This is a genomic window from Pseudoalteromonas sp. SM9913 (assembly GCF_000184065.1).
Classification (GTDB): domain Bacteria; phylum Pseudomonadota; class Gammaproteobacteria; order Enterobacterales; family Alteromonadaceae; genus Pseudoalteromonas; species Pseudoalteromonas tetraodonis.
Window position 1 is genome coordinate 953,220 of record NC_014803.1, and the last position, 13,219, is coordinate 966,438.

At 40.1% G+C, this 13,219-nt stretch carries 16 protein-coding genes; all 16 read left to right on the forward strand.

Features of this window, described 5'->3' with window-relative positions:
* Positions 1 to 6: 6 nt before the first annotated feature.
* Positions 7 to 468: a rod-binding protein gene (locus tag PSM_RS04410; RefSeq protein ID WP_013464385.1), complete on the forward strand. Its 462-nt coding sequence runs from the start codon at positions 7 to 9 to the stop codon at positions 466 to 468.
* 6 nt (positions 469 to 474) lie between these two features.
* Entirely contained in the window at positions 475 to 1,782 is a 1,308-nt protein-coding gene (gene flgK / locus PSM_RS04415) for a flagellar hook-associated protein FlgK (protein WP_010391163.1), read from the forward strand.
* Positions 1,783 to 1,794: 12 nt separating this feature from the next.
* Positions 1,795 to 2,691 (forward strand): flagellar hook-associated protein FlgL, encoded by an 897-nt coding sequence (gene flgL, locus PSM_RS04420; RefSeq protein WP_013464386.1) that lies wholly within the window; start codon positions 1,795 to 1,797, stop codon positions 2,689 to 2,691.
* 26 nt (positions 2,692 to 2,717) lie between these two features.
* Positions 2,718 to 3,743: a hypothetical protein gene (locus PSM_RS04425; RefSeq protein WP_013464387.1), complete on the forward strand. Its 1,026-nt coding sequence runs from the start codon at positions 2,718 to 2,720 to the stop codon at positions 3,741 to 3,743.
* Between the two features lie 234 nt (positions 3,744 to 3,977).
* Positions 3,978 to 4,817 (forward strand): flagellin N-terminal helical domain-containing protein, encoded by an 840-nt coding sequence (locus PSM_RS04430; RefSeq protein WP_010391170.1) that lies wholly within the window; start codon positions 3,978 to 3,980, stop codon positions 4,815 to 4,817.
* A gap of 123 nt (positions 4,818 to 4,940) precedes the next feature.
* Positions 4,941 to 6,239, forward strand: a complete 1,299-nt coding sequence (gene fliD, locus PSM_RS04435; protein WP_013464388.1) for a flagellar filament capping protein FliD — start codon at positions 4,941 to 4,943, stop codon at positions 6,237 to 6,239.
* A gap of 6 nt (positions 6,240 to 6,245) precedes the next feature.
* The gene (gene fliS / locus PSM_RS04440) at positions 6,246 to 6,632 is read left to right on the forward strand and encodes a flagellar export chaperone FliS (protein WP_010391173.1); all 387 of its coding nucleotides are present in this window, start codon (positions 6,246 to 6,248) and stop codon (positions 6,630 to 6,632) included.
* Between the two features lie 225 nt (positions 6,633 to 6,857).
* Entirely contained in the window at positions 6,858 to 7,193 is a 336-nt protein-coding gene (locus PSM_RS04445; RefSeq protein ID WP_010391175.1) for a hypothetical protein, read from the forward strand.
* Positions 7,190 to 8,479: a flagellar hook-length control protein FliK gene (locus PSM_RS04450; RefSeq protein ID WP_013464389.1), complete on the forward strand. Its 1,290-nt coding sequence runs from the start codon at positions 7,190 to 7,192 to the stop codon at positions 8,477 to 8,479. Before PSM_RS04445 ends, PSM_RS04450 begins: the two co-directional genes overlap by 4 nt.
* Before the next feature lie 25 nt (positions 8,480 to 8,504).
* Positions 8,505 to 8,936 (forward strand): flagellar basal body-associated FliL family protein, encoded by a 432-nt coding sequence (locus PSM_RS04455; protein WP_013464390.1) that lies wholly within the window; start codon positions 8,505 to 8,507, stop codon positions 8,934 to 8,936.
* Positions 8,937 to 8,945: 9 nt separating this feature from the next.
* Positions 8,946 to 9,668 (forward strand): FliA/WhiG family RNA polymerase sigma factor, encoded by a 723-nt coding sequence (locus tag PSM_RS04460; protein ID WP_049775586.1) that lies wholly within the window; start codon positions 8,946 to 8,948, stop codon positions 9,666 to 9,668.
* Positions 9,669 to 9,685: 17 nt separating this feature from the next.
* The gene (gene motA, locus PSM_RS04465) at positions 9,686 to 10,549 is read left to right on the forward strand and encodes a flagellar motor stator protein MotA (RefSeq protein ID WP_010391179.1); all 864 of its coding nucleotides are present in this window, start codon (positions 9,686 to 9,688) and stop codon (positions 10,547 to 10,549) included.
* On the forward strand, positions 10,549 to 11,547 hold the full coding sequence (locus tag PSM_RS04470) for a flagellar motor protein MotB (protein ID WP_049775587.1): 999 nt from the start codon (positions 10,549 to 10,551) through the stop codon (positions 11,545 to 11,547). Before motA ends, PSM_RS04470 begins: the two co-directional genes overlap by 1 nt.
* On the forward strand, positions 11,540 to 11,941 hold the full coding sequence (locus tag PSM_RS04475) for a PilZ domain-containing protein (RefSeq protein WP_013464393.1): 402 nt from the start codon (positions 11,540 to 11,542) through the stop codon (positions 11,939 to 11,941). The genes PSM_RS04470 and PSM_RS04475 overlap by 8 nt, the downstream gene beginning before the upstream one ends.
* A 33-nt stretch (positions 11,942 to 11,974) precedes the next feature.
* The gene (locus PSM_RS04480) at positions 11,975 to 12,880 is read left to right on the forward strand and encodes a FliM/FliN family flagellar motor switch protein (protein WP_013464394.1); all 906 of its coding nucleotides are present in this window, start codon (positions 11,975 to 11,977) and stop codon (positions 12,878 to 12,880) included.
* Positions 12,881 to 12,883: 3 nt separating this feature from the next.
* On the forward strand, positions 12,884 to 13,216 hold the full coding sequence (locus PSM_RS04485; protein ID WP_013464395.1) for a FliM/FliN family flagellar motor switch protein: 333 nt from the start codon (positions 12,884 to 12,886) through the stop codon (positions 13,214 to 13,216).
* Positions 13,217 to 13,219: the final 3 nt, after the last annotated feature.

The following is a 13,219-nucleotide window of genomic DNA, read 5'->3' on the forward strand; positions in this document are numbered from 1 at the left end:
ATAGCCATGAAAATAGAGTCATCAACCCAATTATCTCAGTCATTAGCGATAGACCCCACTCACCTAGAAAATATTACCGGCAACAGTGAAGCAGGCGTAAAGCAAGCGGCAGAGCAGTTTGAAGCGATTTTTTTACAACTCGTGTTAAAAAGCATGGACAGCACCACCAAAACTATGGCCGGTGACAATGGTTTTTTTAATAGTAACGAGCAAGCCCAATTTAGAGACATGCATAACGCCCAAACTGCGCAGCACTTGGCCTCAACTCATCAATTGGGTTTAGCCGAAGCGATTATTAAGCAGTTTGATGAGAAAATTACCCCGATAGAAAATACATTTAAGAATAGCCAAACCTTGGTCGCTAATGATCATCATAAAGATGCTGAAAATGTTGAACCCACCAAAAGCTATGATATTTATGCAGGGTCGGCGTTTGTTCAGCCATTGAATGCTAATACGATTAGGTAGTTAATTATGTCTATGTTAAATAACGCGTTAAGCGGCCTCAATGCTGCAAATATTGCGCTGACTGTGTCAGGGCAAAATGTCGCGAATGCAGCCGTTGAGGGTTATTCGCGTCAGCAAGCTCAATTTAAAACCTCTAATGTATATTTAGGCGGGGTTGAGGTGGCGTCTGTTGATCGGGTTGTTGACGCCTTTTTAAATGACGATATTTGGCGCACTAATTCTGATACCACTTATTATGAAAACAAACAGTCATATCTAGGTTTTATTGAGCAAATCATTGGTACCGACTCGTTAAACTTAAATAACTCCCTTGCAAGCCTAACAGATGCACTCAATGCTGCAGCAACCAAGCCTGATTCACAGGCTTTCAGGCAACAATTTTTATCCTCTGCAGAGGGCTTTATGCAAGATATTGCGCAAATTAATGGCGCTTTGGCAGGACAAGCAACAAAGTTAAATGCACAAATGAGTAATGTGGCGCTTAATGTGTCTTCTATTACTAAGCAAATAGCCGAAATTAACAGTAGCATTGGATTAGCAACAGCAAACAAGCAATCAACCGCAGAGTTAAAAGATAATCGAGAACGCCTAGTAAACCAGTTATCAGGGCATATTGGCGTATCTATTGTTGAGCGAGATAATGGCTTTATTGATATTAGTACCTTAAGTGGTGCCCCGCTGGTGGTAGGGAGTAAAGCGGCATCAATCTCAGTAAATGGAACAACAGTAACGAGTAACTTTATTGGTCAAGAATTCACCCTTGATAAAAACGTTGGTGGTCAATTTGGTGGCTTAATAAGCGTTGATAACGATGTAATAAAACCAACCCTTGCAACCTTAAATAGCTTAGTTGCCGACCTTGCCGATGATATGAATGGCGCATTACAAAGTGGTTTTGATTTAAATAACGACCCCGGTGAAGCACTGTTTACATACAATCCATTAAACCCATTAGGGACGATTGAGATTAACCCTGCGATCACCACTGATAAACTTGGCTTTAAAGACAGTAGTACCTCAGGACCTGGTGATAACTCTAATATTGCTAATATTGTTGCTTCAATGGCAGGAAAAGGCGATAAGTTTACGTTATTAGTAGGAGATCTTGCTATTACTAGTAAGCAAAACTTAAATAGCATTACCACCGCTACTAATTTAAGTGAAAACGCCATTGCTGCGCGCGATAGCTACAGCGGGGTGAACCTTGATGAAGAGGCGGCAAACTTAATGCATTTTCAACAAATGTACAGTGCCAATGCCAAAGTAATTAGCACGGCAGATCAAATGTTTAAATCTTTACTGCAAATGTTTTAAAAGGGCAATGTTATGCGAGTTAGTAGTCATCAGTTTCATTTAAATTCAATCAAAAACATTCAAAGTAATACTGAAAACTTTAACGAAAAATCAATTCAGTTAGCAACCAATAAGCGTATTCTTAAGCCCTCAGATGATCCGCTTGGCACTGTAATGATCATGAACCTAGGTTCAGAAATAAAATCGTTAGAGCAATACAAAACCAATATGGATGCAGTTAACTTTTCATTAGGTCAACAAGAAGTACAGCTAACCGGTATTGTTAACCAAATATATTCACTGCAAAGTTTAATTACCACCGCAGCTGATGGTTCAATGGGCGAGGCAGAAATTAAAGCACTCGGCCAAGAAATGAGTGTGGCTTTTCCGGCAATTGTTGATTTACTAAATGCAACCGACAGCGATGGACAATATTATTTTTCGGGTAGTAAAACCGATGAAAAACCGTTTCAAATTGATGCGACGGGTAATTATGTTTATGCCGGTGACGATATTGTCAGAGAAGTCGCTGTATCTGACGACTCAAGTGTAAAAAACAATATCGTAGGTAATGATTTAGACCCCGGTGCAGGTTTTTTAAATGCCATGCAAGACTATCTTGTTGATGTAAATAATCCGCCAGCAGGTGGTGTTGGCAATCAATCACGGGTGATGATAGATAAATTAGCTGACTTTTTAGGTACTATTAGTAGCCAAGTGACCACCATAGGCTCTACTATGGCTTCGCTTGATTCGATTACTACCAGTAATCTAGATATCACCACATTTACGGTTAACTTGCAGGACGATTTGAGTGCTGTAGATTATCCAGAAGCGTTTATTTCGATGAATGAATCTATGGCGGCGTATGAATCATCGATGCAGGTTTACTCGACAGTAAGTAAACTTTCATTGTTTTCATACATTTAAAATTATAATACTTTCAGGAACTAACTATGCTGGTTAAAAGTAGCGAAAAAGCGCAAGCAATTGACTTGGTTAATACCAATAAATCGGATGCACTCGTTACATCAACAAAGGATTCTGCTAACAATTTGTGGAAAAACAAAATTGTTGCCAGAGAGGAGCAAGTTAAAGTACTGACTGGCTGGGCGCAGCGCGGGGCACTGAGTCAAGCGCTAGCAAAAGCCGAGCAAAGCGAAAGCACTATTCGTAATTTGTATATGGGACTTGAAAAATTAGCACAACAATTAAATACCCAAGCTGCTAATACTCAGCCACAACCTATGCAACAACAGCAAATTAAAGTGCAAATAGGGTCATTACAAAACATAGCAAATAAAAAAGGCTCAGGACTTGATACCCAGCTAAAAATAACAGATCCAAATCGCGCTATTAGCAAACAGCTTAATGCAAATATAGACCTGCTTAGCGCACGTCCACATGAAGAAAATATCCAGTTAGTGATGGGTCGTTCGGGCAAATCATTAAGCTTAAAGATACCAGCCTATCAAGATGAAAAAACCAATTTAACTGCCATTCAAAATGCGTTTGCACCACATCATATAAATGTTGAGCTTAATCGTGAAAACCGTCTGCTTTTTAGTGCGCAAAAAGATAATGCGGCTCCACTTTTAGAGCCTTGGGTGATGAGTGGTCAAGGTGTACGAGTTGCTGCAGGAAACCCGATTTCGTTGCAGCTCAATGATTTAGATAACCCTCTGAATGAACTTGCTAAAATAGCCGATAAAAATGCCACTATTGCTCAGCACCGTGAGCAAATTCAAACTGCGCAGCGCCATTTAAAAGCGAATTTAATAAAAATTCAGGCACAAAAACAACAATTACAAAGCCAACTAGAGCAGCTTGACTCTGCTAGTTCATTAGCTAACACTGATGAACTACTTGCTTTAAGTCTAGGGGTTAAACAGCACATGCAAAACCCAAGTGTAAATAGTGTGGCTGCGATTATGTCGCAAGCAAACATTACTCGTAATATGGTGCAATACTCACTCACCTAATTTTTTAATGCAGCAATTTAGTATTGCTGCATCGTTTTTTATTTCTGCTATTCCTCTTATCTGCTTTTAGCCAACGAAAATGCCTATTTTACTCGCTTTGAACACATAGCTTAAAAAAATATAAAAATAATTAGAAAAAAGTTTAGGTAATTAAAAATATGGTCGCTCTTAGTTATTAGAAGGTGATTTAGGTTCACTAATTACTTTAGCTATTCATTTAAAGAGGAAATAAACATGGCTTTATCAATTCAATCAAACATGGCTTCAATGTCAATCCAAAACCAACTTGGTCGTAGCAACAACGATTTATCTACAGCGCTTGAGCGTTTAGGTTCTGGTTTTAAAATTAACTCTGCAAAAGATGATGCGGCTGGTCTACAAATCGCTTCACGCTTAAATGCACAAGTACGTGGTCAAGACGCTGGTTTATACAACGGTAACAACGCTATGTCTATGATGCAAACTGCTGAAGGTGCGTTTGATGAAATGACTAACATTGCTTACCGCATGAAAGAACTTGCTACCCAAGGTTCAAGTGATACAAACGGTGCAAAAGAATGGGCTGCACAAAGTGCAGAATACACAGCACTAGCTACTGAGCTTACAAACATCATGGACAACACATCGTTTGGTGATGGAACTAAACTTTTAGCAGCTACTGGTAAGTTTGGTGCAGGTGCGGTTAACTTCCAAGTAGGTTCAAGTGCAGCAGAAACCCTTAATGTTGATATTTCTACTCAGTTAGGTGCTGTAACAACAGCCATTGGTTCTGCTGCTGCATTTACTGACGTTGCAACAGCACAAGCGCAGATTGCGTTTGTTGATACTTTAGTTGGCGAAATTGGTACTGCACGTTCAACGCTTGGTGCATCAATGAACCGTCTTGACCATACAATGACTAACGTATCTAACATGAAGCAAAACACTCAAGCTGCTGTAGGTACGTTAATGGACGCTGATTTTGCTGCTGAAACATCAAACATGACTAAGCAACAATTGCTAATGAACTCTGGTATCTCGGTACTGAGCACAGCTAATAGCACAACACAAATGATTGGTTCACTACTTCGTTAATAGTGATTAATCAATTAAGTATGCATAGCTACACCTAAGGTGTAGCTATTATTGTTTATAGTCATAAGTAAAAATATTTACTTTAGATTTTTTTGCTTATAACTAAAATGCTTGGAGATTAAAATGAGCTCTGCAATAGGAATCAATCCTGGGCAATTAGCCTCACAATATACACAAATTGAGCGTAGCGCTAAAGATCAGCAATTAAGTACTAAAAGTAGCCTTTTTAGCAATCAAATTAAGGCGTTTGATAGCCTGAAAAGTAATTTATCAAACTTTTTTGATGACTTACAAACCAATCTTAAAGATACCAGTAGCTTGTTTGCTAACACAGCTACGGTGAGCAATTCATCCGCATTAGCAGTAACAGCAAGCGGCACAGCAGCCAGCGGTGAGTACGATGTATTTGTCGAGCAATTAGCACAAGCACACCAAGTGGCATTGAGTTTTGATCCGGCTAAAGCTTTAACCACGGATGGTGAGTTGAGTATTGATTTGGCAGGCAGTGCGTTTAGTGTTGACTTTGCAAGCCTTGGCGCCGATGCATCATTAACTGATGTTGCTAATGCCATCAACTCACATGTTGATAATAGCGGTGTTAAAGCCTCTGTTGTGCGCTCTGGCACAGAAACCTTTTTAACTTTAACTAGTGCTGAGTCGGGTGCTGCTAATCAGGTGGGGGTGAGCTTTACTGAAGGTACGGATGCCAATGGCAGTGATATCACCAATGCTATAACAAACAAACAAGATTTAACCTTAGCGCAAGATGCGATTGTCAAACTAGGGGCTAACTCAGCACTTACAATCACTTCAAGCAGTAATAAACTCGATACGGTTATTGATGGGGTAACGATTGATTTAACGCAGGCGCAGTCGCTGGGCGATCAGCCAATTCATATATCAATTAGCCAAGATCAAGACAGCTCTAAAGAAAACATCCAAAGTTTTGTAGATAAATTTAATTCGCTCACCAATGGCATTACCAGTAACCAGTACTTAAAAAGAGATAATATGGCTGCCGGCCTTGCTCGCTCTTTACGCAACGATTTTCAGGGTACGTTTGAAGGTAAAACCTTGTTCTCTGTGGGTATTGAGTTTGATCGTAGCGGTAACTTAAAAATAGATAATAAAAAACTTGAAGAAGCTATGGCTACTAATCCTGAGCAGTTAACCAGCATGCTGACAGGTGAAAACGGGTTGTTATCTAAGCTGGAAACCCGCGTTGAGCCTTTCACTAAAAGCTATGGTTTGATGACGGATAAAAAGCAGTCATTGCAAGCGAGCTTAAATATAGTCAATAGGCAACAAAAAGATCATGAAGTGTCTATGGAGCAAGTGTACCAACGCTACTTGTCGCAGTTTACACAAATGCAACAGACTATTGCACAATTAGAATCTACAATGGGTCAATTTGGGAGCTAAACATAGATGTTAGATTTAAATGATGGCTTTTCAGCCTATAAAAGTACATCAGTAGATGCAAAAGCGGCCAGTGCCGATATTCATAAATTAGTATTGATGTTATTTGATGGTTTTTCAGATGAGCTTGAAAAAGTCACAGGCCACATAAAACAAAAAAGATACGATAAAAAAGCCGAAAGCATCGAAAAACTAATGCGCATTTTAGGCGGGCTTGAGGCCTCATTAGATCTTGAAAAAGGCGGTGAAGTAGCGCAAAACATGCAAAACCTTTATCAGCATTGTGGGCAAGCATTATTGCAAGCCAGTATAAAAAATGACTTGAGCTATATTGACTCCACCCGTGTAGTGATGACCAACTTGCAAGAAGGGTGGCAAGGCTTAGGTACACAATAAACAAATCTAAACCAGCTACCAATAGCTGGTTTTTTCATTTTTAACACGGCTTTTTTATATCTCCCCCCACTGCCTAAATAATTATTCAATTCATTATTAATAACATATCACTTCCTTCCGATGTGGAAGTTCCGCTTCCGCTTTTTGGGTTTTTATTTTATTTTTTGTTATAAAACAGCGGCTTAAAGTTGGCTTGTTTATTGCTAAATGAAACATGAACTTATAATGAATTTAGTATTGCTAATGGAACACTCTCAAAAATACGCAGCGCAAAAAATGGAACAATTACTTAGCACCATGGAAGATGCTATCCATGAGAGTAATTGGTATGAGGTTAAATCAGCCGATAAGCAGCTGCTTGCATTTTATAATGAGCTGCAAAATATGCCTTGCTTTAGTTCAATGAAGGCTGAACAAAATAACTTAAAAGCACGTTACGTTGACTTAATCGACCTAGTGAGCCAAAAACAAGCGGCCATTAAAGTGCAAATGCAGCGCCACCAGGAAGATAAAGAAGGTTTAATTGCGTATAAAAAAGTACAACAAGGACAGTCATTATGAGTATCCAAGCAAATACTATGGCGACAAAGACTGACTTTGGCAGTGCCACTAATAAACCAACCATATTAAAAAGTAGTACGCCTGCAGATGCGCAAGAACAACAGAGCGAGCTTGAGCCGTTTACGCTTTCTTCAAAGCAACAGCAAACAAAACAGCAAAATGTGCAAGGTGAACAACCTCAAGAAAGTTCAGAACAACTAGTGCAAGAAGATGCCATTACAGAAACACAAGAAATAATAAATCCGTACTTTTTAAACACTGCAAATTATAATCTTGATAGCAGTAAAATAAACGCGCCTGTCACAAATTTACTCAACTCAAATAGTAACCTTGCTCTTGATAACGGCACTGCAGCAGTGGAAACACCACCAGCACAACTTGTTATTGATGAGCAGTTAAAGAGTAAGCCTTTAGAGACTCTGCATGAAGAAGGCATTATAACTCAAGAGTCAGCTAAAACTGCGTCTGTACAAAATATGACAGTGCATAGTGATGTTTTAACTGTGCCTGCTGCAGCTATAAATGTAACGCCAGCGAATACACCCGTTAATAAAGAATTAAATACACTCGATTTAGCCAAAGCACCACAAACATTGTATTCGCAAGCGCTTTTGAATCGATTAAATCAACCTTCGGTAGTGTTGAATACTTATGGACACGCGCAATCAAGTAGCCCAACCAATGAGCAACTAGCTGCACAACCGAGTATTGGGCTCAGTAAGCTCGAGCTTGCTGCACTGACACAAAACACGCAATCGAAACTTCTCAACGTTGAATCTCGTGAAGGCAGCAGTCAAAAATCAGCATTAGTGAATGCTTTTTCATCTGCCGCCACCGCGCCAGAAACATTTGAGTGGCAAAAAGAGAAATTAAAAGAGGCTCCCAGTGAATGGGGGCAGCGCTTATTGCATGTACTTGGCGACAAGGTAAAGCTGCAAATAGGCCAGCAACTTCAGCGTGCGCAAATTAGATTAGATCCTCCAAACTTAGGCAGCATTGAAATATCTATCAATATTGAAGGTGATAAAACCTCAGTTAGTTTAACTACGAGTAATGCGCAGGTTAGAGATGCCATAGCGCAAACTTTAGAGCAGTTACGTCAGTCTTTGTCGCAAAACTCAAATACCACAGTGGATGTTAATTTGAGTGATAAACAGCAGCAACCTCAACAGCAAAGCGACAATAGCGACATTGCAAATAATCATACCGAGATGCCTTCAATGGATGATGACAACAACACTCGCACGCCTAAATCGCCATTAGATTGGTTGGATTTATTAGTATAACTACCTTGGATTAAGAGAGATAAAAGTGAAAAAAATAATAATAGCCCTAACTGTAATTGCACTTATTGCGGCTGCCTTTTTTGCGGGACAGTTTTTTAACGACAGTGACTCATCAAAAGAAGGTCCGCAAGCAGATATAACAAAAGTCGAATACCACGAAATGGAGCGCTTTATTATAAGCGTATCAGAGGACTCAATTGCCCGTTATTTAGTGCTCGACTTGGTACTTGTGACTTCACCATCTGTATACAACACAGGCACAGAGGCGATGGAGCCGCTTGTAAGAAATGTACTGGTAAAACAGTTTGCCAATATGAGTCATAGCCAAGCAAAAGCCGCTTTTAAAGATATAGATGCGGTTCAAAAAAACTTACTCGAGCAGTTTAATTTAGTGTTAGCGAATACGGTATCTGTTCGATTGGATAACGTACTTATTACGAACGTCTTCATTCAATAGGCCATCGCCATGATGTTGCAAGAAGAGTGGGGCGAGTTAATAACAGAACCACCAGTCACCTTAACGCCACAAAAAGAGACGCAACTATTATCGCAGTACGCTTTTTTGGTGAATAGAGCGGCTGCGCACATGCGTACTCAAGTGGGTGTTATTGTCGATAATGATGATATTTATCAAATAGGCATTATTGCGCTGTTGTCGTCTATTCGTCGCTATGGTCGGGATTTAGATGAGAAGTTTGCTGCATTTGCGTTTAAGCGTATTCGTGGTGCTATGTTAGATGAGTTTAGGCGTGTCGATTGGCGCCCACGACAGTTAAGGCAGCAGTCTCATCAGCTTCGTGATATGAGCCGTTCACTGCAAAAAAAGCTCGGTCGTGATGCAACAGACACCGAAATGTGTGAGGCGTTAGGAATTAACCATAAAGAGCTTATTCAACTGCATTACAGTGAGCAAGCCGAAGCATTTGATAGCCTCGAAGCGCTTCTGGAAGCTAACCCTAATTTAGCGCTTACCTGTGCCCATACACACGAAAAAGAAGAGACAGCAGCCACGCTAAAAGTGGCCATGAGCAAACTGAATACCCGAGAAAAGCTGCTCTTACAATTATATTACATGCACGAAATGAATATGAAAGAAATAGCGTTAACGCTCGATTTAACCGAGGCACGTGTTTGCCAACTTCATAAACAAGCACTTGAAGCGCTTACACAAACGCTTCAAAAAATCTAATACCTAAGGAATAAAGAATGCAAAGAGTTATAGGGTTAATAGTAGTACTTGCAACAGTATTAGGTGGTTTTGCGTTTGCGGGCGGCAACATTGCCACTATGTGGCAGCCATACGAGTTTTTAATTATTTTTGGCGCAGGCTTAGGGGCGCTAATTGTGGGTAATTCAAAGTATGTACTGACAGAAATGCTATCGCAATTAAAGTATCAATTTATTAGTGGTAAAGGAACCGATACGTCTGAGCTGTACCATGACTTACTACTCGTTATTTACTCTTTATTAGACTTAGCCAGAGTGAAAGGCATTAAAGGATTAGATGAGCATGTTGAAAACCCAGAAACCAGTTCTATTTTTCTTGCCTACCCTAAAGTGTATGAGTTCCCACAGCTAGTTACTTTTATTTGCGATAACTTACGTTTATTTAGTATGGGAAAAATAAACTCTCATGACTTTGATGCCATGTTAGAGCAAGAGATTTATACCATTGAAGAGCAACGTCTTAAACCTTCTCATTCACTGGCCAATATAGCTGAAGCTATGCCAGGTTTTGGTATTTTAGCAGCGGTTGGCGGCATTATTATTACCATGCAGCATCTTGATGGGCCTTTAAGTGAAATTGGCTACCATGTAGCAGCGGCGTTGGTGGGTACTTTTATTGGTATTTTTGCTTGTTACTGTTTAATTGCACCACTTGCCTCAGCAATGGAGCAGTATGTAAAAAAACAAGTGGCAATGTTTGAATGTGTGCGTGCCATGTTAGTGGCGCATGCTAAAGGGCATGTGCCTATTGTGGCGACTGATTCAGGCCGAAAATTAATTAATGAAGAAATTAAACCGACCTTTACCACCATGGAAGAGTGGATCACTAACAAGGCGGCTTAATGATGGAAAACAAAAATCAAGAAATCGTCATCAAACGCTCTCGTAGAAGAGCAACCGAAAAGCCTCATGGTGGTGCTTGGAAGGTTGCCTTTGCCGATTTTACTTTGGCGATGATGGCGTTTTTTATGGTGATGTGGATCATGGCGATCACCAATGAATCTGAGCGTGAAGAAATAGCACACTATATGCGAACTCACTCAATTTTTGATGGTGGCCCCGCTATTTTTGATCCTCAAAACAGCCCATTCCCCGTTGATTTAGGGGGATCTCCTTCTGTAATTAAGCACTTAGAGTCGGGAATTACGCCTCCGGACTCTCCAAAACCTGGAATGAGTGAAGTATTACAAGTGCCCGATGGCACCGTTGAGCCTAAAGCTGGGCAAGGCGAGAAGTTAAATTCAGCCATTGATAGCCAATTTGAAGCTTCATCTGAGCTGAGCTTATTACTGGAAAGTATTGATGAACTCAGTAAAGAAGAGTTACTAAAAAATAACTTACTAGTTGAAGAAGTGCCCTTGGGGCTCAGAGTGATCATTAGAGACGACAAGCACCACCAAATGTTTGAACGCTCAAAGTCGCAAATGACTCCGTTTTTTGAAGATCTGTTTTTATACCTTGGCGGCTTAGTAAAAGACATTAATAACAAAATTATTATTTCTGGGCACAGCGACGCCAGCCTATTTATTGATGGTAGCTCTCGTAATTGGGATATTTCTGGCGATAGGGCGCAACAGGCCAGAAAAGTGATGACCATGGGCGGAATGCCATCAAGCCAAGTGTTGCAAGTAAATGCATTCTCCTCTAATCGACCACTGAACAAAGAAAACCAAAAAGCCAGTGAAAACAGACGGGTTGAACTACTTATTTTAACTAAAGATGCAGAGGGAAAATTTAATCAGTTGTTTGATGATAGCAATATTAATAACCCAGTAAAAAAATCTGCCAGTGCGGCAACTGCTAATAAACCTGTGCTACGCCTTGAAGAGAATTATGAGTAACCAATCAGAAACTAAACGAAGTTACAAAAGATGGAATTTAAACCTCAAAGATAATTACGAGCCAGAGTCAGTTCAGCTTGGCGGGGTGGGCGTACAGTTACTTCGCCGCTGCTTTATTGATATTCCACTTTGTCATGGCGTTGCAAAAGACATTAGCGTGGGTGGTGTGGGTTTATTAGTGCCTGCTGAAAAGGCTATTCCTGACAAATTTATTGTGGTTTTTGATAAAGCCAATCGATTGACTGGCAAGGTAACGTACCGCCGCGAAGTAAGTGACAAGTTAGTGTTTTTAGGGGTTGAGTGGATAAGTAAAAATGAGCGCCTACGCAGCGATATAGTTAACCATTTACAGTTACAAGCCCAATTAAAAAAAGCAAAAAAAACCAATGCATAGGCAACATAGAAATGAATCAGGAAATACAGTGATATGAGTAAAACGTTAAGCGCTAAAGCAAAGTTAATTAAAGCGAAAGATTCTGAGCATATTACTCCATTTGCACTAACGCTAGAGCAAAGAGCCTACGAACACGCGCAGCAAAAAGCAGCGCAAATAAACGTCAATATTCGTAAAGCATTGGAGTTAGAACTTGCCCAATTATTTAACGACAGCCGCTTTGATGTAGAAATTTCGCCTTGTTCGCATTCAACCATTAATAGTTGGTTTAAAGAATCGCCTAGAATATTTCTTGCCTGTCCTTTATTTGCACCCACTCAAGGCGAAGCTTTCTTAGCGCTTGATTTTCAAAGTGCTCATAAAACAGCTGATTTATGTTTAGGCGGGCAATTCAATAATTCAGATAATTCAAGCCACGATTACTCGCCTACCACGAATGAATTGAGTGCAACAGAGAGCCGTATTTGTGGCCGTTTATTACAACGCCAAGTGCAAGGTATTCAGGGCTTATTATTTAGAGAACGCTCTGCGCTATTAGGTGAAATACAAAAATCACATGCTTTACCAGAAGCATTACAATATTTGGCTTTTAAAGTGCGGTTTATATTAGAAAGCCAAGTAATAAGTTGGTTTTTATGGCTACCAATTAGCTTTTTTTGCGCAGCCGATAGCGAGCAAGACCCAGCAAGTAGCGACACACTCAATACCGATATGTGGGCACAGTTTGCAGTGCAAGGCCAAATTGAAATGGCGAAGAAAAAAGTCACATTAAAACAACTAAAAGCCTGTGTTGCTGGCGGTGTCTTACCGATTGAGCTTAATGAAGCGGCGCTATTTAATCTAGGGCATAAACAAATATTTAAAGGCCAAGTCGTTGAGCAAGAGGCTGGCTTAGCATTTCAAATCACACAATTATCAAACAATACAACGAGTAATTAAATTATGAACGAAAACCTTGATAGTGCCTTAGCGGGCTTAGAGCTGGATGCTTTTGATGGATTTGATGATAAATCTGCTAATAAAACGAACGAAGGCAGTATGTCATTTTTTCAAGACGTTCCTTTGTTAGTGACTCTTGAAGTTGCAAGTACTGAAATTACCTTAGGCGAGCTTAGCCAAGCCAAAGAAGGCGACGTGCTTAAACTAGATAAAGTAGCCGGCGAAGCGCTTGATGTAAAAGTGAATGGGGTGTTTTTTGCTAAAGCAGAAGTCGTGATGGTTGAAGGGCAGTATGGTTTGAAATTTGCTCAAACAGATACCGCAAAGGATCAGTAAAAA